We start from the raw sequence: 25,159 nt of genomic DNA, 5'->3' as shown, positions 1-25,159 counted from the left end.
GCTGATGATTCACGTAGTAACGGTAAAAATAGTTATTAAAATCGGGATCGGCATCCTCCCATATATCCCCAGTTAATTTGGCGTCACTGCTTGCTGCTAAAGCTAAACCAATTTGCCATAAAAAATTGGCATTAAATGAGTGTTGCAGTCCTAAAAATACTTCGCCACTACCTAGGGTGCTATTGGATGACTGATTATCATAGGTTTTTTGAATATCCGGTTGAAGGAAAAAGGTTTGTGTTTCGCCGTTTTGGCTCCAGCTTGGGCCTCCACTAAGAGTGAGGACGCGTTTCCAACCTTCTTCGATAACACCCATGTCACCGGCAAAGGCTGCATGGCTAAATATTGTAGTGAAAGCCACTAATACGGCGGTTTTTTTTATCATATTCTTTCCTTGAATCTATAATTTTATCTATAAATAAGTTTAGAATAATAAACTATCTTATAGTCGGTAGCAATTAACATGTTTTATCAATTGTGGATCATTATCGATTTTGAGTAGAGCACACAATTTAAATATTTATCATAATATTAGATTCTTTCATAATGTATTCCATATCAACAGTGGGACCTAAGATGCGTTTCTTGTAATCTGTTGAAACTTACTATACTATTTGACTGCGCGAATCTAACTTGACCTTTAAAGTAAAACATCAAGGATGTGAAAATACAATGAATAGAATGCTTACCCATGTTTTTCATTATTTTATTTTAGGTATAACCCTATTATTCATGACTACATTTTTGCACGCAGGGGCGCAGCCCAAATTTAGCATTGTTGCAACGACCCCTACCACAAAACAAGTTTCGGCAACTGGACATGATACCGTGCAGTACCGCGTCACTAATAACACCAATATTATACGAACATTGACTATGAATCCTATTCGAGGAATTCATCAGGTCTTGGCCGGAGGTTGCAGTAATCCATTTACTTTAGCCCCCAAAGCCTCTTGTTTACTTACCTTAAGACTAGATGGCAGTGAGTTGCCAGAGCGTGTGATAGGCGGTCCTGAAATATGCAAAACTAAAGGGCCTGGTGATAATAGGCCGGACGCTTTTTTATGTAGCCGACCCAGTGCAGCTGATAGTTTAAACCTTACTGTCGTTTCTTCCTCAAGAACACTAGTTTCAATTGCCATCAGCCCTAGCAATCCCAAAATTGCTAATAAGACCTCGCTGCAATTTGTAGCGATTGGAATATTTTCCAATGGAACGACTCAGGATATTAGCGATAGAGTGAATTGGTCTTCTTCAAGTCCTAATATTGCATCTATTTCTAATGACGCGGGTTCGAAAGGATTAGCCACTGGGAATAGTCCGGGGACTACCACTATTACCGCTAGCCTTGGCACGACAAGTGCCTCGACACTCCTTACTGTTTCCAGCGCAACCTTATCTTCTATCGCAGTTACACCTGTCAATCGCTCGATCCCCAATGGAACAACGCTTCAATATGCCGCAACAGGAACATTTTCAAATGGGACAACACAAGATCTTACTGCCTTCGTGACTTGGACATCTTTGGATGAAACACGGGCGAGTATTTCTAATACAGCGGGCTCCAAGGGCTTAGCAACCGGAAATGCTCCTGGAACTACTATTATCCGAGCCACGTTAAATAACACCATTGGTGAAACAAATCTTACGGTGACTGCGGGTACATTAACATCCATTGCAGTTACACCTACTAATCCAAGTATCCCTAACGGGTTTACCCAGCAGTTTACAGCAATGGGTACTTTTAGTGGGGGAGCTGTTTATGATATAACCAATCTTGTTGCTTGGACTTCTTCGACTAATGCGGCTTCAATTTCTAATGCACCTGGTTCTCATGGACTAGCTGTTGGAACCAATACAGGAACAACAACAATTACAGCACAATTTGCTGGGATTACTGGTACAACTACCTTAACCGTCACAGCAGCGACACTAACTGCTATCGATGTAACACCGGTTGATCCATCTATAGTTAATGGAACGAATCAACAATTTACAGCTGTTGGTATTTTCTCCAATGGTACGCACCTGACCATTACGCCTTTCGTGACTTGGTCATCGTCGGATACAACAAAAGCAACAATTTCAAATGCTCCTGGTTCTCATGGGTTAGCTTCAGCTGTAGGCGTAGGCTCCACAACTATTACTGCTTCAGTAGGTTCAATGTCGGGGAGCAGCACCTTAACCATTACAGCTGCAACTCTTACTTCGATAGAAGTGACTCCCGCGAACACCACCTTGGTTACGGGCAGTACACTTCAATATACCGCCACGGGGATTTACAATAATGATACGACTCAAGATCTGACCCAAGACGTCACTTGGACTTCTTCCTCCCCAGCTATTGCTAATATTTCTAATGCACCTGGTTCAAAAGGAAATGTGTATGGCAATGCTGCAGGATCAGTTACAATTAGTGCAAGTTTGAGTGGTGTTTCAGGGTCTACAGGCCTTACAGTAGTTGCACCCACCCTGCAATCAATTACGGTAACGCCTAATAATGCCTCGCTTGCAAATGGTTTAACTCTTCAATACACCGCAACAGGAAATTATTCTGATGGCAGTATGCGTAATCTTACTCAGGAGGTGGTCTGGTCTTCTACATCGACAAACATTGCAACGGTTTCTAATTCAAGCAACTCTAAGGGATTGGCTACAGCAACTGCCCAAGGAGCAACAACGATTACAGCGAGTTATAATAATATCACCGGTGGCACTCCTTTAACGGTTACTGCAGCAACATTATCCACCATAACTGTAGAGCCATCGTCAGCATCGATTGTAGAGGGGACAACCAAACAATATACGGCTACTGGTCATTTTACCGATAATTCCGAGCAAGATTTAACTACAGTAGCAACTTGGACAAGCAGTAATAGTACGATTGCTTCTGTTTCCAATGTAAGCGGTAGCGAAGGATTGGCTACGGGAAATGGAGTAGGAACCGCGACTATTTCTGCCACACAGAACTCAGTAACTGGAACTGCTACCTTAAATGTGACAGCGGCTACTTTGCAGTCTATTCAAATCACGGGCAGTGGTTTTGTTCCTGTGGGAGAGAGTATTCAATTGACAGCAGTCGGAACTTATGACAATGGTACAACTCAAAATATTACTACCTTAGTTACATGGTCTTCCGATAACCCATTTAATGTCTCAGTTTCAAATGCTGTTGGTTCCCAAGGCTTAGCTACTGGCAATAATCCAGGAACAACAAATATTAGGGCAAAGCTTAATGGTCATCAAGGAATTACACCAATAACAGCAACAACCACTCAAGTCACGAGTGTCTACATCTCAACTGCCAATAACTCTATTGTTCATTGTCAGGTTTTAAATACTGGGTTATTTAACAATTGTGTTGAGAGTGCTTCTGTTTTTTCTTCGCCACAGGGTTTAGCTATTAATTCAGTGGGTACTTTTATCTATATTGCTAATTCGGTAGCGGGGGTAGCTAATGGAATAACCAAATGTACTGTTACTGGTGGTGCTTTCATCAACTGTAGCCAAGCAGCATCTACCGGTACTCAGCTACTCGGCTTTAACCCTTACGGTATTGCCTTAAATGATGCTGTTGGTAACCCAAATCCAAGAGCTTATGTAACAACGTCGACTCATGATAATATTTTGGTATGTCCCATAAATACGGGAACTAATAATCTGGATAACTGTATCGATTCAGGGATTAATTTCACCGCCTTTCCTGCTTATGATATTTCTCTAAACGATGCAGGAACAATGGCTTATGTTACAAGTCCTAATACAAATCAAGTATCGTTATGTATGATTAATTCAATAACGGGTCTATTTGATTCTTGTACTCAGTTGAGTAGCGATTGGGGTTCACCTCTAGGTATTGCATTGCAAAGTTCTAATCTCGGACTATATGTCTCTAGTGTTGGTGACAACCTTGTATCTTATTGTTCGTTGAATAGTGATGGGACAGTGGAGTATTGCCTCAACGCAAGTCCTAGCCCAATAGCGGGAGTATCTTTTGCTGGTCCTATAGGTATTGTGGTTGGCAAGAATAATCAGGTAGCTTATATCGCAAACTCATTGAACTCAGTAAGTAATCCCATTTCTGTTTGTCCAATTGATGCTGATACACAACGCTTTGGTGCTTGCTCCAGCGCGACTTCATTTGTAATAAACTCGCCACAATTTATTGCCTTACTGTAAATATCAAAAAAGGGTTCCATTTTGGAACCCTTTTATATGATAGTCATGCAAAGTGTGTAGTATGTCTCATGAGCTAAAGTAGCGGATACTCTTTACCGTTTAACATTCCTCCTTCACATGCAAATAATGTGATGTTTATTTTTTTTAACCTATTGAAAAGTAAAATTTTGTTCATGTTTTCACTGCAAAAGGTGTGGCCACGGTGCAGAAGCCAGGAAGAAATTTGACTTTGAAAAAAAAAGGTGATTATATCTTTATTCAAAAATTATGGATAATTTTTTATTGAGCCTAATGAAAAAGGACGTGAACAATAATGAATATTATTAAGCATCGATTAACCCTAATGATGGGTTTTCTATTTTTACTGGCGACTTCTGTTTTATTTGCTGGTACTCAACCAAAATTTAGCATAATTCCGACAACAGCAACGACGAAGCAAATTTCTGCCACCTCCAATGATACGGTTCAATACCTTGTTACCAATAACACAACTATTACCCGAACGTTAACGACAAAACCTATACCAGGCGTTATGCAAATCGTGGCAGGAGGAGGATGCAGTAGTCCATTTACTCTTGCTCCTAAAGCATCATGTTTTTTAACTTTAAACCTTGATGGGCGTCTGCTTCCGAGACACGTCACCAGTGGGCCTGAGGTATGCAAAACCAAAGGAGCGGGCAATAATATGCCGGACCCATTTCTGTGCAGTCAACCCAGTGCAGCTAACAGTTTAAATCTCACTGTAGTGCCTACCACCGCCACATTAGTATCCATTCATGTAACGCCAGTAGGCGCTAGTATTGCCAATGGAACTTTTCAACAATATACGGCAACGGGAATTTACTCCAATGGAACAACACAAAATTTAACCAATCTTGTTACCTGGTCATCAACCAATGCCAATATAGCCAGTGTTTCAAACGCGGATGGTTCCAAAGGATTGGTTACCGCTAATAGTCCCGGCCAAACCAGTATTGCAGCTGCATTGGGCAATTTAAGTGATAGTACAACGCTAACAGTTACCACAGCAACGCTACAAGCTATATCAGTATCTCCGACAAATCAGACTATACCTAAAGGTATTAGCTTACAGTATACCGCTACAGGCCTTTTCTCTAATGGAACTAAGCAGGATTTAACCAATTTTGTAACCTGGTCCTCATCAACCGCTGCTGCGACTATTTCTAATAATCCGGGTACCAAAGGAGTTGCTACAGGAGCAAATCCAGGAACCACTACTATTAGCGCTACGTTTAATACTACCACGGGAAGTACTAGCCTGAACGTTACCGCCGCAACACTGAATTCAATTGCTGTTACCCCTGTAAACGCGAGTATTCCAAGTGGTATAAGCCTGCAGTATACTGCAACAGGGAATTTTAGTGATGGTTCTGTTCATGATATAACCAATTTTGTGGTTTGGTCCTCATCAACTGCTGCCGCGACTATCTCTAATACAAATGGATCTAAAGGATTAGCTACGGGAGTAACGCCTGGAACGACTACTATTACCGCACGATTAGGAGCGATAACGGGCACAGCACAACTTAATGTCACCGCTGCCGTACTGACTAACCTCACTGTCTTGCCGCCGAACCCTTCAATTGCAAGCGGCACCACACAACAATTTATCGCAGTAGGAACGTTTTCTGATAACACTCATGCGCTATTAACCGATCAAGTGGCATGGACTTCCTCTAATCTTAGCACTGCCAGAATTTCTAATGCGGCTGGTTCTAACGGATTAGCTATAGGTTTACAAGTTGGTTCTTCAGTAATTACTGCTACTTTGGGTTCAGTATCTGGGAGTGCAAACCTGACTGTAACTGCTGCAACTCTTAGCCGCATTGAAGTGACCCCTGTTAATCAGTCCATTCCAGCGGGTACGACACAGCAATATAAGGCTACGGGAGTTTATTCTAATTTAACCACCCAAGATTTAACGGACGTAGTGGTCTGGAGTTCTTCTGATGAAATTTTTGCTACCATCAGTAATGCCCCAGATACTAGTGGTCTGGCAACAGGTAAGCAGGCAGGAACCACTACTATTTCCGCTACCTTGGGCAGCGTTTCAGGCAGTACGTCTCTAACCGTCACCGCAGCAACGCTAACCAGCATAACAGTCACGCCTAATAATGCCTCCTTAGCGAATGGGCTACAACTGCAGTATACGGCTACCGGCCATTATAGTAATGGCACTATTCAGGATTTAACAGCGCAAGTGGTATGGGCATCGTCTAATACTGCAGTGGCGGTTATTTCCAATGCAGCCGGTTCCAATGGTTTAGCGACAGCTACCAGCCAAGGGGGTACTACTATTAGCGCTACAATGGGTGCTATTTCAGGCAACACTACTCTTACAGTAACAGCAGCGCAGTTAACCTCGTTGTTCGTTGTGCCATTGTCAACATCAGTAACGGTTGATGCGACCAAACAATTTTTTGCGGTTGGTTTCTTTAGTGATGCTACTTTTCAAAATCTAACGGATTTTGTGACCTGGTCGTCTTCAGATACTAGTTTAGCAGTTATTTCTCCCCAAGGATTAGCTACTGGGGTGGCTGCTGGCTCTGTAACCATTACTGCCTCACTCAATAGCACCGTATCTAATGGGGCATCATTAACTGTAACAAATCCTGCGGTAACATCCATTGAAGTCACCGGTGGAGGAGACTTTTTAGTGGGCACGCAGGCACAATTATCCGCTGTGGCTACTTTCAGTAATGGTTTAAGAGAGGACGTTACCACGCAGGCGGTGTGGAGCTCTTCTAATACTGCTGTTGCTAGCGTTTCAAATGCGGATGGGTCACAAGGATTAGCTACGGCTATATCACCAGGAACGGCAACAATGCAGGCAGATTTTGGTGGCGCTTCTGGTACCACGCCATTTACAGTGTTGGTAACACGTCCTACCACGGCATTTGTTTCACTATTTAACACCCACACAGTAGAGGGATGCAATGTGCTTGCTACAGGTTATTTTGATACGCCATGTATTTCTAACACTGCTACCCCCAATGATGCTGCGGGAATGGCTTTAACGGCTGATGGCACTAGAATCTATATTGCTAATTCCTTCCCTAGTCATGATATTACCCAATGTATGGTATCAGGAGAAACATTAGGAAGCTGTGCATCTGCTCTGGTTAGCATTCCTACTCCGTTCCAACCAACAGCCGTTGCATTAAATCATGCGCAAACTCAGGCGTATATTACTAGTGGATCCATTGTTTATGTTTGTAATATCGATAGTGGAACAGGAAATTTAAGTGGCTGTATCAATGCCGGCTATAATTTTAGTGCAGATTCGGCGGTAACTTTTGATATTGCCATAAATAACAGCGATTCTTTCGCTTACATTACGACCACTGGTAGAGGTAGAATTTATAAATGTACTATTAATACCTCTAATGGCACATTCACAGGCTGTGTGCATGCAGATGTATCAGGACAACCTTGGGGCATTGCTATACTAAGCACGGATCTAGGGCTTTATTATACGGATAAAAATGGCGGTGCTATTAGCTACTGTCCCTTAGATAGCTCTGGAACTATAGAGGGATGTTATGAATCAGTAGCGCTATTTGATTTATCTGCTTTTCCAGCACCTGTTGGTGTTGCTATTCATGGCAACAACAAACTTATCTATGTTGCCGATGAAAATGGTTATGTAGCAGTTTGTCCCATAGAGGAGGATAAAACCTTAGGGCCTTGTCAGTTTGCTGAACCGCAGGATTCCTTTCCTCGATATTTCATCACTATGCATTAATCACTAGCGTACGCTCCCCATGACCAAATGGGGAGCAATAAATAAGCTCCAAGAACTATAGTTGCATTATGATTAGGGTTTCAAATTCAGAGTAATCCTTGGATTTTTATTGTAATAAATCAAGCTTAAGATAACCATTAATCGACTGTCGCACGAGGGTCATATGGTCTTTATCCATTCTCCAGATAATATTTTCTATTGTATTATTGTAAAATAGCTTCCCTGTCTGTCTTAAGGGCCGCGGTTATCTAGCCCCGGGTTTCATCGGTAAGTTGGGTTATCGTTGAATAAGTAGGGGTAACTCTTATATGAAGACAGGATTTTTATGCGCAACAATCACCTGTTTATACTGTTTTTCAATAAAGCGTCAAGCCTTGTCATAGCGAGAACTTTTGATCAAAGAACGAAAGCTCTGAACTCCCTGGTTGTAGTCGTATTGAGTTTTTTTAAGACCGCGTATCAATTGAGCCCATTGGAACAATTTTACTGTGGTCAACATTATTGATAGTACCAATGTGTCTTTGTCATGTGAGTTGAGCCATGTGTTTCAAGATAGATTTATAAGCCAAAGTATTTAGTATAAATTTGCTCATATGTGCCATCATTTTCTATTTGCAATAAAGCTTTATTGATCTTATTTATGAGCACTTCATTTTTTTTAAGCGCTAATAGTCCATATCCATTTCCAATAGTAATAGGTTTACCTACGGGTCGAAAAGTAGCAATTTGATTGCTCGTTAAATATTTAAGCAGATTTACATTAAATAATATGGCATCAATATCATTGTTCTTTAAAGCATCTATTATAGTAGCGCCTCGTGCAAATTCTTTAATATTGTCAATCGAAGTGTACTGTAGGAGAACGGTCTTTAAGTTAGTTTCTTCAAGGATGCCAATTTTTTTACCTTGAAGATCTTTGAGTGATTTTATGTTTGGATTGTTGGTTATAAATTGCCCGTTGCTCGTCATATAAGGCATACTGAAAATGTATTCGGGGGATAGATCTGGGCTAATGGGTGTTGGAGTTAATGAAATGTCAACAAGTCCTTTATTCAGCGCGCTTTCTATGCCTTCATTGACGATTGATTTGTATTCGCAGGTATCGTTCATACGCTTGCATAGTGTATTCATTAAGTCGATGCAAAAGCCAAAATAGTGATTGTCTGTATCTGCGGCCGAAAATGGGGGAGCAAATTTTCCAACTCCTACTATGATAGTGCCACTATAAGCAAATATATTGCTCATGAATAAAGCTAAGAAAATGATTTGCTTCATAATTTTCATGGAAACACATCCGTTGCAATTATATCTAGAATCTAGATTGCCATAAGATAATTGTCAAATTTTAGTTAGGATTTTTTGATGGAAGTCAGCCTCTTCGAACGAGAGATTTAAATGAGTGAGGTTGGCAAGTAATAGAGGCTAATTATATAATCTTAAAAAAGCGCTACTCAATCCCATTTCGAGTGGCTATTACGCAAAATTTTTCAATATATTAGCCTTGTTACAATTTGATGGTGTTTTAGGATAATATCAATAACATTCAAAAATGACGTTATAATTTTGAGGAGAAAGATTAATGAGAGTTTTTGTTTTTTTGTATTGTTTGCTGTTATCTTTTTATGCAACAGCTGAGTCTACTTTACCTTCTGGTTGCCAGGCCGTGACAGTTCAAGGCGAGTCAGTAACATTAAAAACCAAGTCAAGTAGTTTATTTTTTATTCATAATCTGACTGCCGCAGATTTGTGGATCACTCATCCTGTGACGAACCCTAGCGCAAGTGCTGGATGGACTACCCGATTGAAAGGTGGTAATTGGTCGGCATTAACCTTAAAAAAAGGCCCTTTTATTTTAAACTGTATTGAATCTAAACCAGGGCATGAACAACAAGCGCCATGTGAAGGAGCAATAGCCGTATGCCAATGGAAGGCAAAAGGAGTAAAAATTCCTGCTAAAGCTAAAAAAACTACTTTTTGGGTTGCGGAGGATATGTCTTTATCTGGGGTAACTGCTGCAGTTGGTACGCGTGGATTTGTTATTCCTGTAGCTAAAAGTGATGAATAGACAATTTTTGTTGCTCCCCTTTTATCTTGCTACTTATATGGATAAATGATAGAACAAAGTAAATGGTAAATACAAACAAACAGGATAAAAGTGAGTAAAAAATCAAAAGATCCCTTCTACGAACGAGAAAGTGAAAAGTATACCGATCCTGTGCCTAGTCGTGAATTCATTATGAATATTCTTAATGAATACGGAAAACCGATGTCGCGCAATCGATTATTTGATAAATTACATATAAGCGATGAACGTAAACAAGAATCTATGGGATTTAGATTGAAGGCTATGTTGCGTGATGGACAAATTATGCAAGATAGGCGTGGGCGTTTTTGTCTCATGCAAAGGATTAATTTATCCCGAGGCACTGTCCAAGGACACCCAGATGGCTTTGGTTTTTTTATTCCTGATGATGGTTCAGAAGATATGTTCTTGTCTGCTAAAGAAATGCGGGCAGTGATGCATGGAGATATAGTTCTTGCATATCAAATCGGCATGGATCGTAAAGGCAGGCCTGAGGCAAAGATCCATGAAGTCATTGAGCATGCTAATGCCACCGTTGTTGGTCGTTTTTTTACCGATCATGGGGTCAGTTTTGTTCTACCAGACAGTAAGCATCTGACTCAAGATATTTCAATCCCCCAAGAAATGGTAAATGAGGCCAAAAATGGCCAAATCGTTTTAGTTGAATTAATTGCTTTTCCCAGTAAACGCACTCAACCCATAGGTAAGATCATCCATGTCCTGGGTGAGCATATGGCTCCAGGCATGGAGATTCAAGTTGCTCTTTATGCGCATGGTATTCCTTTTGAGTGGCCTGAGGATGTGCGTGTTGAAGTCGCAAAAATTTCACAGCAAGTTACTGAAGAACAAATCAAAGGCCGTACCGATCTTCGCAATCTTCCTTTTGTTACTATAGATGGTGAAGACGCTAAGGATTTTGATGATGCTGTTTATTGTTATAAAAAGCCTAAGGGAGGTTTTCAATTATATGTTGCTATAGCTGATGTAAGTCATTATGTGAGGCAAGATTCGGCATTGGATAAAGAAGCTGCTCGTCGCGGTAATTCGGTTTATTTTCCAGGTAAAGTAATTCCTATGCTCCCCGAAGCTTTGTCTAATGGGCTTTGTTCCCTTAATCCCCATGTGGATCGTTTGTGCATGGTTTCTGAGATGGCAATAAGCAGTGAAGGAAAAATATCACGTTCACGTTTTTATCGGGCGGTTATTCATTCCCATGCACGCTTAACTTATAACCAGGTTGGCTTATGGCTTGAGCAAAATAAGACGGATGAGCAACATTCTTCTTTATGGCCGATGCTGCACGCACTTCATGATTTGTATCGTGTTTTATTGGCTACTCGTAAGCTTCGAGGTGCAATGGATTTTGAGACCACTGAAACTCGAATTGAATTTGACGAAAACAAAAAAATTCAATGTATTGTTCCAGTAGTGCGCAATGATGCACACAAATTAATTGAAGAATGTATGTTGGCAGCCAATGTTTCGACAGCACGCTTTTTAGAAAAGGCAGAAATCCCTACTCTATATCGTGTGCATGCAGCACCTGAGGAAGATAAAATTACCGCTTTAAGGCAATTTTTAGGTGAATTGGGATTGCAATTAGGTGGAGGCAAAAAACCTGGACCCAAAGATTTCCAGCGTACAATGAGTACCATAGAAGACCGTCCTGACAAACATCTTATTGAAACAGTAATGTTACGCTCATTGAAACAAGCACAATATGTTGAAGCGAATGAAGGGCATTTTGGTTTGGCCTATTCTGCCTATACTCATTTTACTTCACCGATTAGGCGTTATCCTGATTTATTAATTCATCGTGCATTAGGTCATTTATTAGATAATCATCCAATTTATGAGTTTGCTTATACTCATGAAGATATGAATCGTTTAGGGAAACATGCATCAATGACCGAACGTCGTGCCGATGAAGCAACTCGAGAAGTGACGGCTTGGTTAAAATGTGAATATATGCAAGATAAATTAGGGCAGATATTTAAAGGACGGATTTCTGCCGTAACCAGTTTTGGAATTTTTGTTGAACTGGACGAAATTTATGTCGAAGGTTTGGTGCATGTAACCTCTTTGAAAAATGATTACTATAATTTTGATTCTATAAAGCATCGACTGACTGGAGCTCGAGGTGGTCAAGTGTATGGTTTAGGTGACAAAATGACGGTTTTAGTAGCCCGTGTTGATTTAGATGAGCGTAAAATCGATTTTGAGCCAGTGGAGGACACGATAAACCATGAGTGATCAGTACGTTTATGGGATGCATGCGGTATCTGCTTTATTAGCTAACCCTCATCGAATGACCAAAAAGCTCTATATTAGCCATGATCGCGAGGATAGGCGATTGCAGGATATAATTGATAAAGCGATGCAGGCGCATATTGATATCGAAAAATTAAGTATGCAAAAAATGAATCAACGTTTTGCTGATTTTATCCATCAAGGAGTTGTGGCTTGGGCGTCCTCATTACCTGAATACAATGAATCGCATTTGCGTGCATTATTAGAATCCAGCAAACAGCCTGCTTTAATTCTTATTTTGGATGGAATCACAGATCCTCATAATTTAGGCGCTTGTTTACGCACTGCTGATGCAACAGGTGTTGATTTTGTGGTGATCCCTAAAGATAAAAGTGCCAGTATTACTCCAGTGGTGAGCAAGGTTGCATGTGGTGCAGCCGAGTCTGTACCTTTAGTCAGAGTGACCAATTTGGTACGTAGTATAAAACTTTTAAAAGAACAGGGCGTATGGGTTTATGGTGCTGCAGGTGAAGCAACGAGCACGTTGTATCAAACAGATTGCACTAGCGCTGTTGCTATAGTGTTAGGCGCTGAGGGAGAGGGTTTGCGTCGATTAACTCGAGAGAACTGTGATAGCTTATTTTCTTTGCCTATGTTGGGTAGTGTTGATAGTTTAAACGTTTCTGTAGCCGCCGGTGTTTCGTTATATGAAATTTTAAGGCAAAGAAAAGGGAGTGGTTTTTAATGAGTGATTTAAAAATTAAAGCCGCAAAAGCGGCGTTGGATTACATTGAGGATGACATAGTTGTTGGTGTAGGTACAGGCTCTACGGTTAATTACTTTATTAAAGAATTAGCTACTATTAAGCATAAAATCGATGCATGTGTTGCAAGCTCTAAAGCAACAGAGGCTTTATTAAGAAAAGAAGGGATCCCTGTTATTGATTTAAATTCAGTCCAGGATTTGCCAGTTTACATTGATGGTGCAGATGAAGTAACTGAACAGGGTGAGATGATAAAAGGGGGAGGTGGGGCCTTGACTGGCGAAAAAATAGTAGCTCAACTCGCTCAAAAATTTATCTGTATTGCAGATGATTCGAAACGAGTGCGCCACTTAGGAGTATTCCCCGTAGCAGTTGAGGTGATTCCAATGGCACGAAGTATGGTTGCCAGGGAACTTGTAAAATTGGGTGGTGATCCAGAGTACAGGGAGGGTTTTGTAACTGATAACGGCAATATTATTCTTGATGTTTTTAATTTCACAATCAATGAACCTATGGATTTAGAAGAGCGCATTAATCGCATAACTGGTGTTGTCGAAAATGGCATATTTGCTCATTGTATAGCGGATGTGATTTTATTAGGGTCTCAAGATGGAGTGAAACGACTGAAATAGTAATCATGCCTGGGTAAAATATAATGACCCAGGAATGCCCTACATACTCTGGGTTATGCATATTTAATCCTAAACAAAAGCAGGTTTTCGTTAATGAATGAGCATAAAGTTTATGTAAATAGAATTCTCAATATGAAAAAAATCAAGTTGATTGGTTTAGATATGGATCATACTTTGATTCGTTACCATTCTGAGAATTTTGAATCCTTGGTTTATCAGCTCGTTAAAGAGCAATTGGTCGAAGTAAAACATTACCCCGAGCCTATTAAAAAATTGAATTTTAATTATCACGATGCAATTCGTGGATTAGTGATTGATAGAAAAAACGGTAATATATTAAAACTAAGTCGTTATGGCGCAATCCGACAAAGTTATCATGGCACCAAATTAATCGATTTTGCAGAACAGCAAAAAATTTATCGAAGTATTTATGTTGATTTGAGTGATCCTAACTATATGGCCATAGATACTGCTTTCTCAATTGCTTTTTGTGTTCTATATGGACAATTAGTTGAATTAAAAGATACGGTGTATCCTGAGCAAATGCCTAGTTACCAAACGATGGCTTTGGACGTACAGTTTTGTGTAGATAAGGTGCATTCGGATGGTAGTTTAAAATCGATTATCAGCAAGAATTTACCTACTTATGTTATAAAGGAACGAGCGGTAGTTGAAGGATTAAAGCATTTTATCCATCACGGTAAAAAAATATTTATCCTGACTAATTCTGATTATTCTTATACAAAGCTTTTACTCGAATATGCAATAAACCCTTTTTTAAAAAAAGGGGAACACTGGGTCGATTTATTTGAATATGTTATTACTTTAGCAAATAAGCCGCGTTTTTTTTACGATAATCTTCGCTTTTTATCTGTGAATCCTGGTACGGGTATGATGACAAATACAATAGGTTCTATTGTTCCAGGTGTGTATCAAGGAGGTAATGCCAAGAAATTCACTGAAGATTTACATATTCGTGGTGATGAAATTCTTTATATTGGCGATCATATCTATGGTGATATCCTAAGATTAAAAAAGGATTGTAATTGGCGAACGGCATTGGTTGTTGAAGAGCTTGGTGAAGAAATAACAGCCCAGGCTGAAGCTATTCCCGTAGAGAAAAAAATAATTAAAGCTATGGAAATTAAAAAGGATTTAGAAAAACAATATGTAAATTTATATACCAAGATTATTGATGAAGGTGCTTCTAAAGAGCACAATAAAGAACTTCAAGAGTTACAAGCAGAGATTAGTCGCATTGATGCCCAACTTACAAAATTAATCAAAGAGCAACAAACCTATTTTAATCCCAAGTGGGAGCGGGTTTTTCGAGCAGGTGCAGAGGAAAGCTACTTTGCTTATCAAGTAGATCGCTTTGCATGTATTTATATGGAAAAATTATCTGATTTATTAGAGTATTCTCCTGTAACTTATTTTCGTGCTAATAGGCGATTATTGGCACATGATGCTGATGTATCAATTGATTATTATAATGAAAATTAGAGTATATTTTAGTACCAATGGGTTTATCTTTGGAGTTTATTCTGGTATCACTATTTTAGAGTGGTTTCACTTTTAAAATTTAATTTAAGTAAAATCTCTATGGGAATATATGCTAAATAAGGAATGCAATGGAAACAATTAAATTTTTAAAAAGAATGATTCTTATTAGTTGTCTTATAGGAATTTCCCCATTAATTAGTTCCTGTGCAACGACTCAGACGATACCTGATAATGCAAAAGGTTATGGTGGTGAAGGTGGGGGCGGTCACTAGATTTTTTTATCGTTAATCGTATAGAGCAAATGAATCCTAGAGAATTTAACGCTTGATCAAAAGCTCTATAACCAGAGATTGTTTACAATTCCGCGCAGGATTCAACTGTTGTCAGTCTATTGGAACTAATATTTAGACTTTTACAAGTCGGATGTTGCGCATAAAACGGAGAGCTCCACTATTTAAACTAAATAATCTATGCTCTAAAAAAAATCGAATAACACTAAGCCATTATCATCTTGGCCGTTACTAATAGTACAAAGCCAGTCAGTAACCAGTTGGTGCTTATGCAAAATAGGATTAAAGAAGTCCACATGCAGTGTTGCTGTATTATCTTCAAAAATGCGTAAACGGCCAGAAAATGTTAAGAGTTCTCCTGATGAGTGCTCTATAAAAATTTTCATAGACGTGGTCACAGTATCTATTAACTGATCATTAATTTTCTCTTGAGCATGAAAATAGTGGGTAAAGTTAAATCGAGTTGTGGCTCCTGCTAATCTTCTTTCTATTTGAGTTTGAATGGCAGGTTCTTTCACAAGACAATTATCAAAATGAATAATTGCCCGGACATCGTCACCATTTTCAACAGCTTGAACGAGTTGAGAAAAATTAACAAGAATATTATTATTAGTAAGTGCATTAGTCTGATTGAAAGAAAGTAGCAACACCCCTCCAACGGCTATCAAGCGCCAAATTCTCATTTATATCCTCCATGACTTATCCCAAACTTATAATTATTACGATAATAAATACTCATTAAGTATATTAATTTTATTCTATGATAGAAATTTTTCCATCTTTTTTAAGAGAACCTTAATTATGCTTGATTTTGAATCGTGTTAAATCCACATGCCTCAGTTAATCGTTTTTGTCAAAGACCAAAAAAGAGCATAAATATTTATGGTTTCTTAAGTGTTCCTTAAGGTTTGATCTTTATACTTAACCGCAACTAACAGGGAGTCTCGATGCGATGCATGTATTAATTATTGAAGATAATGCTTTTAATGCATTTTGTTTGTCTCGAATATTAGAGACAGCTATTGCTTCAGTTTCAGTAACTGTGGAAAATAATAGTCAAGATGCTTTATCGGCTATAGACAGTCATGTGCCTGATCTGGTTATCATTGATGGTGAGTTGAATTTAATCGATGAATTTTCTACTCATGGCCCACAGCTTGCTGCGATTCTCTTACAAAAACACCCTCATCTTCCTCTTATAGCCTGGTCAGATTCAGAGTTTATGCGCGGGGCTTTCACTAAAGTTTTTATGCAACATAACCGTATCGTTAATGAATATAATATTTGGTCTAAAACAGTAAGTCCAAACGATATCCGTAAAACGGTCGATTATTACTTCGATGAATTAACTGGAAAAATAGCCCAACCATTCTCTCATGCAATAGGTACTCAGCGACATACAGGTTACCGTATGGATTGTATTTAGAAAAATTAAATATTTATTTTTATGTTGATACTGAATCAAGAAGTTATAAGTAACTGAGCTATAATTATTATAAAAGCTACTTCTGTTGCTCATAGAAAAGTCCAATTTTTAGGAAGAAAATATAATGGAATATACTCGCTTAAACTTTGAAATGCAGAAAGATCAAAATAAACAAGAAATGAATGTCCAATATTCGTCAAATGGAAAATCACATAAGGCAAAAAAATGTTACGCTAAAAAAAGAAAAAGCGTCCTTGACTTAGAGGAACAAATGTTTAAAGAAGAAGCTCATTACACAAAAAGTATCCTGCAAAGTATTTTGGAAAGTACTATTGAGTATTCTATTGTGGCTACAGATCTTAATGGAGCAATTTTAGTGTGGAATGAAGGGGCCTATCGTAATTATGGTTATCAAGCAGATGAGATGATTCACAAAAAAAATATTCTCCTGCTGCATACCTCTGAAGATCTGGAGTCAGGAGCGGCGCAAAAGTTTATGAAAGCAGCTTTAGAACAGGGAAAGGCAGAAGGTGTTTTTGAACGTGTTCGTAAGGATGGATCACGCTTCACTGCTTCTGTTACTTTATCCATACGTCGTGATGATGAGGGTACTCCGATGGGTTATGCGATGATTTCCAAAGACATTACTGAAGCCAAACGAATTGAAAAAGAACTTATCAAGAGCAATGAGGAGTTGGAGCAATTCGCTTACATTACTTCACATGATTTAAAAGCTCCTTTGCGCGCAATACAACGATTGGCTTGTTGGATCGAGGAGGATAATAAAGATAAGCTCGATGAGAAATCCAAAGAAAATCTGATGTTGTTACGTAAACGTTCGATTCGTCTTGCCAATTTGATTGATGGCATATTGCAATATTCGCGAGCAGGTCGAGTAGATTTAAATATTGAAACCGTTGATACCCAAGAAATTTTAAAGGATATTGTTGATAGTCTTAATTCAGATGGTCGATTTAAGATTAAATACCCAAAAAATTTTCCCATTTTTGAAACAGCTAAAACTCCATTAATTCAGGTACTTTCCAATTTAATTGGTAACAGTATAAAACATCATCATCGAAAAAAGGGATCTATCTCAATTGATATTGATACTTTGGGTTCATTTTATCTTTTTACAGTGAAAGACGATGGGCCTGGAATTGATCCTGAGTTTTTCGATAAAATTTTTGTAGTTTTTCAAACGCTTAAATCTCGAGATGAATTAGAAGCCACAGGCATTGGCTTAAGTATCGTCAAGAAAATTGTAGAGTTTCAAGGTGGAAAAGTAATGGTTCAATCTCACGTAGGCCATGGCACCACCATGTCATTTACTTGGCCTAGACACGTTAAATGACATGAGCAAAAGTATATAAAATACTCTATGTCGTTCAAATTTTCGGAGGTGTAACAAATTTGTTGCTTTACATTTATTACGTCATCTTCCGGCTTGACCGGAAGATCCAAGTTCTTTGCTCATCGATGGACCTTTCGGTCAAGTCTAAGAATGACGAAACTCTAGCGTAATAAGACATCAACAATTTTGATACATAACCAAATTTTCGCTGGCTTATTCCAATTTAGTTTTGTAGAAAGAATTAATTTTTTCATATTGTTGCATGTCAAAAACATCATCCCGTCCAAAAAAGTATGCATTGTGATATCATCACATTTTTTATACCCCCAAGGAGTGATTGATGTTATCAATTCAAAACATTAGGATTTATGCAAAAGATGGACAATTAACTGTATCTGTAAAAGTTAACTCCCTTACAAATCTTTCAGAAAATCTTCGCTTACTTTCAGTTACACTTAGGGATGATAATTGGAAATCTCTTGCTCCAAAAGAACCAATATTAGAATTTCCCATTGATCCTGCTGCATCCAGATTTTATTTTGAAAGAACATTTGGCATATTATCACTCTTGCATACTAATATGTTCTTAGATTCCAAAATATGGAAAGAAATAGAACCAAAGATAAGAACAACTAATTATAAAGAAATTGCCAACTTAAATACTGAAGTAAATTTCTATACTGCACCAGTAATGTTAGAAACTGATAAACAGGATGAAACCTCTAAACAACAAAAATCTCAAGATTGTTTGGAAGTTAATCTCGATGATCAAATGTGTCTGAAAACGAATGTTAAAATCACAGGTGCAACCGCAGGGACAATCAAAATAAATATTAGTCCAGGAAGTAACTCATTTTTTTTTAAAGGTCTTCAAGGGGAAGGCATCAAAATTACAGAATCAATTGGTGAGATTGATTTCCGAAATTTAAACTTTCAATAACACTCTTGAAAAGTTGTTGTGAATTATCTTATAAGCAATGGTTAGATTACTATAAAATAATGCTGCAAAACTATACGCTCTAGAGTATTTAGAGGTATAGTAAATTAGGAAATCCGCGCCATATATTACCCGTATATCCACACTTACAAATTCGCCACGCAGCGTGTGGCGAATCTACTTAACAAGGCGAGCTAATAATCCCCCCTGCCTGTTGAGAAATATGATCAACGTGGCCTCTTAGCGCAGAGATCATATCTTAGGGGCTGGGTTATGCAATAAATCTTTGTCACTATTATTTTCTTTAGCAATCGAGAAAAATAAGTTCTTGTTTTGGGGTATTCTTAAAATATCCTTATTCGCAGATAATGCAGCTTGCCCCTGATTTTCACTACTATAGTCAATTTCTGTAGGCAATAACGTTAGAATGGTCGTTAAGCTTTCAGAATTATCAGCAACACGATCAAGTACCGTATAGCCCTCTTTGTTTTGAATCATCACCGCCTCTAAACGTTCATTTACTGGCAATAACGCTAGCAGGGTCTTTAGGCTTTCAGGATTGTTAGCAGCACGATGAAGCACTGTATTGCCATGTTTGTTTTGAATCATCACCGCGTCTAGACGTTGATTTTCAGGCAATAACGCTAGAATGATCTTTAGGCTTTCAGGATTATTAGCAACATAATGAAGTACTGTACTGCCATATTGGTTTTGAATCATCACTACCTCTAAACGCTGATTTACTGGTAATAATTCTAAAGCGGCCTTTAGGCTTTCAGGATTCTTAGCAGCAGAATGAAGTACTGTACTGCCATATTGGTTTTGAATCATCATCGCCTGTAGACGTTGATTTTTCGGCAATAGCGCTAGAATGGTCTTTAAGCATTCAGAGTTCGTAGCAGCATGATGAAGCACTGCTTCACCATATTCGTCTTGAATCATCACCACCTGTAGACGTTGATTTTCCGGCAATAACGCTAAAATGGTCTTTAGGCTTTCAGAGTTAGGAGTAGCCAGATGAAGTACGGTATTGCCGTCTTTGCTTTGAATCATCACCGCTTCTAGACGTTGATTTTCTGGATATAATGCGAGAATGGTCTTTAGGCTTTCAGAGTCTGTAGCTGCATAATGAAGCACGGTATTGCCGTCTTTGTTTTGAACCCTCACCGCTTCTAAGCGTTGATTTTCTGGATATAATGTCAGAATGGTCTTTAGGATTTCAGAATCATCAGCAGCTAAATGAAGTGCTGTCTCGCCATACCTGTTTTTTTGTGTTATTGCCACTTCTTGTTGTGACAATATTTTTTGTGCGATACCCAAATGGTGATTGATTAATGCGGCCATTAGTGGCGTATTTTTTCCTGGATAACTGACGCCATTAACTTGAGCACCTCGTTTCAGAAGCGCATCAAAAATGTCTTCATATCCTTCCTCAGCCGCCCAAAATAAAGCGGTTTTCATGTCGCCATCAAAGGTTTCAAGACAAGCTCCGTGTTGCAGCAGATAGTTCACCATGGCTAAGTCATTGTGTTGAACTGCGATGATAAGCGGCGTATTTTCATCATCATCTTTGATATCCACTTGTGCCTGCGCTGCAATCAATTGATGGGCAATATCGCGTCCAACTTCGTTTTTATCTTTGTAGAGCACTGTTTCAAGGGCATGGATTAAGGCGGTACTGCCATCTTTATCTTGGATATTGACATTAATCCCGCGTGCAATGAGTTTGCTAAGACTCTCCTTATCTGCATCTAAGGTAGCGAGATGCAAGGCGCTTTGCCCCTTTTTGTTCCTCACATTAATAAAAGCACCGTGTTCCAGAGCGTCAAAAGCGATAACTTCTTGATCTAATTGGTGCAAATAATGCCTGTTAGTTGCTAACAGCGCGTCAAAGGCTTCTTGGTGATTGGCAGCGTACTCCCCTAATAACTGCAGTAACTCATCGTTCTTGGTAGAGAGAGCAAAAGCAATGACTTGTTGCAACGCTTCGTTGTTGTGCAGTACCTCTTGGGTGTTAAATAATTCTTGAAAAAAGCGTTTTGTCTCTTCTGCAATCCTGGCTTGCAATTGGGAAGAAGCCACCTTGCCGTAGAAAAGGTAAGGCAGAGTCGCGCTGGCAAAGGGAAGTTGTGATTTAGAATCGCAGTACCCTGTATAATCCAGGAAGTGTTCTTTGAGCGCGGGATAATCTTTGCGCGCCACTTGATGCGTGATACCACTTTGCGCACCGGTATTCACCTGGGTGATGTGATGCTCCCGACACAAAGTGTGACCCAGCAACCGAAACATGTCCGCCACCGGCACGATTTTTTCTTTTTTCACTGCAGACTCTATCGAATCCAAGCACAACCCACCCTGTTGCCCTTTCCAGACCCAAGCTTGGGCCAAAATGGCATCATCCAAGGATGGATTTTGTGCCTCACCTTGGCATAAAACATAAAAACCACCATTGGGCGAGGTGATGCCATGAATCACACACTCATTGCCCACACCGCCAAGATACTGGCAACAATGCGTTATTTTGCCAAGACAGGCCGCAAGTGCTGCTCCTTTATCGCTGGTCGTATCCAGTTTTTTAATATAAATCCCAGGATAGCCGATGTCTTTCCCATCAATAAGCACATCAGGAATCGTCTTCTCCGCATTATCTCGCTTGAGAGCATAAAATTGCTCTCTACTTTGGGGGCTAATTCCGTGTTGAATTAAGATGTTTTGGGCTGCACTATGTTCTTGTTGGTACTTGGCATAAAAGGCTTCCAGAACAATCATATCAGCATGCGCCAAAGGTAATCGTCCTTGGCAAAGAAAGACGAGTTGTGTTTGCAGCTCAAATAAGCGTTGACTAAATACTTTCAGCTGTTCTTCGCGCGCCATTCGTTCTTCGAGGCTGCTCAAAGGCTTTTGCTTCAGTTGCTTGTAGTGTCTTGATACCGTAGCGAGTTCCTTTTTGACGTCTTGAATTTTATCCCTTGTTTCTGCATCGAACTTTTGGCCTTTTTGTTTCGTTGCTTTCTTGCCCATTTTTCCCAGAGACTCAATGGCTTCTGCATGCGGCAAGAGGGTACGAAAACGGGGGTTGGCAAGGTGGAGGTTGGCCAATTTTAGCCATTGCGGAAACGCACAAGTATCGGCTTTGGGCAGCTCAAATAAGCACGCATCATGAACCAGATATTTATAGGAATTATGGTCTTTAAATTGGAGTAAATAATTCAATACCGCTTGTTCATCCTTAAAAATCGTAGCTAATTTCAAAGCATGGTCTTCAGCCACCCCATTGCGCTCCACAATAAGGGCTAATTGACATAAAGGAAGCATTTTTTGATAACAGTCATGATGAGAAAATTTCTTATCATTTTCTGCCCTAAAGTCATCTAATCCCCATTGCTGTAACGTGGCCTTCATGAAAGAGGCAGCTTCATCGCCATAATCATGATAAATGTGCTTGATGAGCTCATTGGCTTTGTCGCCATAGGCAAGTGATTTTTGTTTTAATCCCTGGAGGGTTTGGAGCTCTTGTAGAATATCCAGGATGGGCAAGGGTGACATAGTTTCTTTCTCTCGGGTTGGATTATGTGAGATGAGCAAACCAGCTTTTTACTGACCGCATAGGGGTTCACTAAAAGTAAAACCAGCACAACAAAAAATGACTCACATGAAATCAATATGCACATATTTTAATCTAAATGATTGCTCGATATAACTGTCAAAAATAAACAGGTATTATTAAGAATCAATTCATTTATTTTTCATGGAAACTTTATCGTGAGATCATCCAAAAACAGGTGGTGTATTTAATTTGTTGATCTTTTTGAAACAACTCCATAACTTGGTAGTGGGAGATCATGGTTTCGTGCATAAAGTAAAACTTAGCGATGAATTGATGCTACAGTCCCTTTTTGTTATTGTAATACTAATCCGTCAGTAATATTAACTAAGTTTTCGGTTAATCTTCGATATATCCCTTTATCCTTAGGCTCCTTTTTATAAGACTGGAAAGTCTCATTAGGATTTTAAATATTATTGTATCTTTATAATTACCCGAACTATCACGTATATACTAAATTATAGAATTAAGGAATCTTAGACGTCTTAAAATTAGGAGATAGTGGTGGAAAATAAGGAATGGCAGTTTTCACTATGGTATGTTCTAATGATATTTTGGCTTATTATTCTCATACAAAATTTTTTTTTCGCACCAAGCCGTCCAGTTGATGTCGCCTACAGTGATTTTATAAAGCTTTTGAAGGCGGATAAGTTGAATAATGTATTACTAAGCGAAAGCTCTATTACTGCAAATGTGAAAACAGAGGGGCTAAATGGCTTGCTGCCCGAAGAAAAAATAAAAGAAATTGAGCACTCCAGCAGCAAAGAACATCAAGTTACTACAGTCCGCATCAATGATCCTTCCCTTGTTACTACTTTAGAGGCAGCAAAAGTAACCTTTAATGGAGAAGCTGAAAATAAATGGTTAACCTTAATCTTATCATGGGTTGTTCCTGCCCTACTTTTCTTTATTTTATGGAGTTTTTTAATAAAACGCATGAGCTCAACTGCGGGTGGAGTATTAGATGTAGGGAAAAGCAAAGCTAAAGTTTATATGGAAAAAGAAACTCATGTATCTTTTCAAGATGTTGCAGGAGTAGATGAAGCAAAAACAGAACTAATGGAAGTAGTCGAATTTCTCAAGAATCCCCAACATTATACACGAATAGGCGCTCATATACCTAAGGGAGTTCTCTTAGTTGGCCCTCCTGGAACAGGAAAAACCTTACTGGCGCGCGCTGTTGCTGGCGAAGCAGGAGTTCCTTTTTTTTCTATTAATGGTTCAGAATTTGTAGAAATGTTTGTTGGCGTAGGTGCTGCACGAGTTCGAGATCTTTTTATCCATGCCCGAGAAACAGCTCCAGCAATTATTTTTATCGATGAACTTGATGCCTTAGGCAGAGCTCGTGGTGCTTATCCTGTTGGTGGGGGGCATGATGAAAAGGAACAAACTTTAAATCAACTACTTTCAGAAATGGATGGTTTTGATCCTAGCGAAGGACTCATACTTATTGCTGCAACAAACCGTCCAGAAATCCTTGACCCTGCATTATTACGTGCTGGCCGTTTTGATCGCCATGTATTAGTTGATCGGCCTGATAAAATAGGTAGGGTAGAAATTTTACAGGTACATCTGAAAAAAATAAAACAAGCACCAGATGTTGATTCCGAAAAAATTGCTGCATTAACTCCAGGTTTTTCTGGCGCTGATTTAGCAAATCTTGTCAATGAAGCAGCTCTGCTAGCAACCCGCCATAATGCTGATTCTGTAAGCATGGATGATTTTACGAACGCGGTGGAACGTATAGTAGCAGGCTTGGAGAAAAGGAATCGTTTGCTCAATCCTAAAGAGCGTAAAATAGTTGCCTATCATGAAATGGGGCATACTATAGTTGCTCTTTCGTTGCCCAATGTAGATCAAGTACATAAAGTCTCCATTATCCCACGAGGCATTGGAAGCTTAGGTTATACCATTCAACGCCCTACTGAAGATCGTTACCTCATGACTGAAGAGGAATTAAAAAATAAAATGAAGGTACTTCTAGGCGGTAGAGCAGCAGAATTTATTGTTTTTGATCGTTTTTCAACCGGAGCAGCGGACGATCTTGCTAAAGCAACTGATATTGCACGAAGCATGGTCATGCGTTATGGCATGGACAAAGAACTTGGACCAGTAACCTATCAAAAAGAACATTCTTCTTTCTTAGAAGTGCCTATGAGTCATAATGAACAGGAATTTAGCGAGAAAACCGCTTGTGAGATTGATGCAGCAGTTCGTAAAATAATCCAGTCTGCATTTGATGACGCCATAGATCTTATTAAAAAACATATTGAATCTTTAGAGGCAGGTGCACAGTTGTTATTACAAAAAGAAACTCTAAATGAAGACGATTTAATGGCACTGAATATTAAATAATGAGTCGTTTAAGGGTT

The 25,159-nt window shown here is 39.1% G+C and carries 15 protein-coding genes and 1 pseudogene; 12 read left to right on the top strand and 4 right to left on the bottom strand.

The features are described from left to right. A pseudogene (locus Lsan_RS20730) lies at positions 1 to 385 on the bottom strand (porin family protein); the annotation flags it as partial. Positions 386 to 672: 287 nt separating this feature from the next. On the opposite strand from Lsan_RS20730, the gene Lsan_RS20725 reads away from it, so the two are divergent. Together Lsan_RS20725 and Lsan_RS20720 are read left to right on the top strand one after the other, a co-directional pair. Further along, on the top strand, positions 673 to 4,179 hold the full coding sequence (locus Lsan_RS20725; RefSeq protein ID WP_058515989.1) for an Ig-like domain-containing protein: 3,507 nt from the start codon (positions 673 to 675) through the stop codon (positions 4,177 to 4,179). 313 nt (positions 4,180 to 4,492) lie between these two features. Then, a complete protein-coding gene (locus tag Lsan_RS20720; RefSeq protein WP_058515988.1) occupies positions 4,493 to 7,945 on the top strand; it encodes a beta strand repeat-containing protein in 3,453 nt (1,150 codons plus the stop codon). 558 nt (positions 7,946 to 8,503) lie between these two features. Here the strand turns inward: Lsan_RS20720 and Lsan_RS20715 are convergent. Further along, complete coding sequence (locus tag Lsan_RS20715; protein WP_058515987.1) at positions 8,504 to 9,229, bottom strand: transporter substrate-binding domain-containing protein; 726 nt, start codon at positions 9,227 to 9,229, stop codon at positions 8,504 to 8,506. Between the two features lie 295 nt (positions 9,230 to 9,524). Here Lsan_RS20715 and Lsan_RS20710 point away from each other — a divergent pair, with 295 nt between their 5' ends. The 6 genes from Lsan_RS20710 (at position 9,525) to Lsan_RS22570 (ending at position 15,448) form a co-directional block, all read left to right on the top strand. Further along, on the top strand, positions 9,525 to 10,010 hold the full coding sequence (locus tag Lsan_RS20710) for a hypothetical protein (protein ID WP_058515986.1): 486 nt from the start codon (positions 9,525 to 9,527) through the stop codon (positions 10,008 to 10,010). A 90-nt stretch (positions 10,011 to 10,100) separates the two neighbouring features. Then, positions 10,101 to 12,281 carry a ribonuclease R gene (gene rnr, locus Lsan_RS20705; RefSeq protein ID WP_058515985.1) on the top strand — a complete coding sequence of 727 codons (2,181 nt, stop codon included), beginning with the start codon at positions 10,101 to 10,103 and terminating at the stop codon, positions 12,279 to 12,281. Further along, positions 12,274 to 13,023, top strand: coding sequence for a 23S rRNA (guanosine(2251)-2'-O)-methyltransferase RlmB (gene rlmB, locus Lsan_RS20700; RefSeq protein ID WP_058515984.1), 750 nt, complete (start codon positions 12,274 to 12,276; stop codon positions 13,021 to 13,023). The genes rnr and rlmB overlap by 8 nt, the downstream gene beginning before the upstream one ends. Beyond that, complete coding sequence (rpiA, locus tag Lsan_RS20695) at positions 13,023 to 13,673, top strand: ribose-5-phosphate isomerase RpiA (RefSeq protein ID WP_058515983.1); 651 nt, start codon at positions 13,023 to 13,025, stop codon at positions 13,671 to 13,673. The genes rlmB and rpiA overlap by 1 nt, the downstream gene beginning before the upstream one ends. Before the next feature lie 93 nt (positions 13,674 to 13,766). Beyond that, positions 13,767 to 15,176 (top strand): HAD-IG family 5'-nucleotidase, encoded by a 1,410-nt coding sequence (locus Lsan_RS20690; protein WP_058515982.1) that lies wholly within the window; start codon positions 13,767 to 13,769, stop codon positions 15,174 to 15,176. 128 nt (positions 15,177 to 15,304) lie between these two features. Then, positions 15,305 to 15,448: a hypothetical protein gene (locus tag Lsan_RS22570; protein WP_165482601.1), complete on the top strand. Its 144-nt coding sequence runs from the start codon at positions 15,305 to 15,307 to the stop codon at positions 15,446 to 15,448. Between the two features lie 203 nt (positions 15,449 to 15,651). On the opposite strand, the gene Lsan_RS20685 is transcribed toward Lsan_RS22570, so the two are convergent. Then, a complete protein-coding gene (locus Lsan_RS20685; RefSeq protein WP_058515981.1) occupies positions 15,652 to 16,149 on the bottom strand; it encodes a hypothetical protein in 498 nt (165 codons plus the stop codon). 269 nt (positions 16,150 to 16,418) lie between these two features. Here Lsan_RS20685 and Lsan_RS20680 point away from each other — a divergent pair, with 269 nt between their 5' ends. The 3 genes from Lsan_RS20680 to Lsan_RS20670 all read left to right on the top strand — a co-directional run bounded on the left by Lsan_RS20680 (position 16,419) and on the right by Lsan_RS20670 (position 19,186). Beyond that, entirely contained in the window at positions 16,419 to 16,892 is a 474-nt protein-coding gene (locus Lsan_RS20680) for a response regulator (RefSeq protein ID WP_058515980.1), read from the top strand. Between the two features lie 124 nt (positions 16,893 to 17,016). Continuing rightward, complete coding sequence (locus tag Lsan_RS20675; protein ID WP_058515979.1) at positions 17,017 to 18,246, top strand: sensor histidine kinase; 1,230 nt, start codon at positions 17,017 to 17,019, stop codon at positions 18,244 to 18,246. Positions 18,247 to 18,586: 340 nt separating this feature from the next. Beyond that, a complete protein-coding gene (locus tag Lsan_RS20670) occupies positions 18,587 to 19,186 on the top strand; it encodes a hypothetical protein (protein ID WP_058515978.1) in 600 nt (199 codons plus the stop codon). Between the two features lie 249 nt (positions 19,187 to 19,435). Here Lsan_RS20670 and Lsan_RS20665 read toward each other — a convergent pair whose 3' ends face one another. Next, on the bottom strand, positions 19,436 to 22,729 hold the full coding sequence (locus Lsan_RS20665) for an ankyrin repeat domain-containing protein (protein ID WP_058515977.1): 3,294 nt from the start codon (positions 22,727 to 22,729) through the stop codon (positions 19,436 to 19,438). A 562-nt stretch (positions 22,730 to 23,291) separates the two neighbouring features. Between Lsan_RS20665 and ftsH the strand changes: the two genes are divergently transcribed. Further along, the gene (gene ftsH, locus Lsan_RS20660; RefSeq protein WP_083505198.1) at positions 23,292 to 25,142 is read left to right on the top strand and encodes an ATP-dependent zinc metalloprotease FtsH; all 1,851 of its coding nucleotides are present in this window, start codon (positions 23,292 to 23,294) and stop codon (positions 25,140 to 25,142) included. The last annotated feature ends 17 nt before the right edge of the window (positions 25,143 to 25,159 follow it).

The organism is Legionella santicrucis (genome assembly GCF_001468135.1).
GTDB lineage: Bacteria > Pseudomonadota > Gammaproteobacteria > Legionellales > Legionellaceae > Legionella > Legionella santicrucis.
Note: the sequence above shows the minus strand (reverse complement) of the source record. Positions and strands in the feature narration are given on the sequence as shown.

What these genes read in the sequence shown, in the direction of transcription:
- Lsan_RS20685 (WP_058515981.1), bottom strand. Translation starts at nt 16,149, where the DNA reads ATGAGAATTTGGCGCTTGATAGCCGTTGGAGGGGTGTTGCTACTTTCT.
- Lsan_RS20675 (WP_058515979.1), top strand. Translation starts at nt 17,017, where the DNA reads ATGGAATATACTCGCTTAAACTTTGAAATGCAGAAAGATCAAAATAAA.
- Lsan_RS20690 (WP_058515982.1), top strand. Translation starts at nt 13,767, where the DNA reads ATGAATGAGCATAAAGTTTATGTAAATAGAATTCTCAATATGAAAAAA.
- Lsan_RS20665 (WP_058515977.1), bottom strand. Translation starts at nt 22,729, where the DNA reads ATGTCACCCTTGCCCATCCTGGATATTCTACAAGAGCTCCAAACCCTC.
- Lsan_RS20725 (WP_058515989.1), top strand. Translation starts at nt 673, where the DNA reads ATGAATAGAATGCTTACCCATGTTTTTCATTATTTTATTTTAGGTATA.
- Lsan_RS20680 (WP_058515980.1), top strand. Translation starts at nt 16,419, where the DNA reads ATGCATGTATTAATTATTGAAGATAATGCTTTTAATGCATTTTGTTTG.
- rlmB (WP_058515984.1), top strand. Translation starts at nt 12,274, where the DNA reads ATGAGTGATCAGTACGTTTATGGGATGCATGCGGTATCTGCTTTATTA.
- rpiA (WP_058515983.1), top strand. Translation starts at nt 13,023, where the DNA reads ATGAGTGATTTAAAAATTAAAGCCGCAAAAGCGGCGTTGGATTACATT.
- Lsan_RS20720 (WP_058515988.1), top strand. Translation starts at nt 4,493, where the DNA reads ATGAATATTATTAAGCATCGATTAACCCTAATGATGGGTTTTCTATTT.
- Lsan_RS22570 (WP_165482601.1), top strand. Translation starts at nt 15,305, where the DNA reads ATGGAAACAATTAAATTTTTAAAAAGAATGATTCTTATTAGTTGTCTT.
- Lsan_RS20715 (WP_058515987.1), bottom strand. Translation starts at nt 9,229, where the DNA reads ATGAAAATTATGAAGCAAATCATTTTCTTAGCTTTATTCATGAGCAAT.
- Lsan_RS20710 (WP_058515986.1), top strand. Translation starts at nt 9,525, where the DNA reads ATGAGAGTTTTTGTTTTTTTGTATTGTTTGCTGTTATCTTTTTATGCA.
- Lsan_RS20670 (WP_058515978.1), top strand. Translation starts at nt 18,587, where the DNA reads ATGTTATCAATTCAAAACATTAGGATTTATGCAAAAGATGGACAATTA.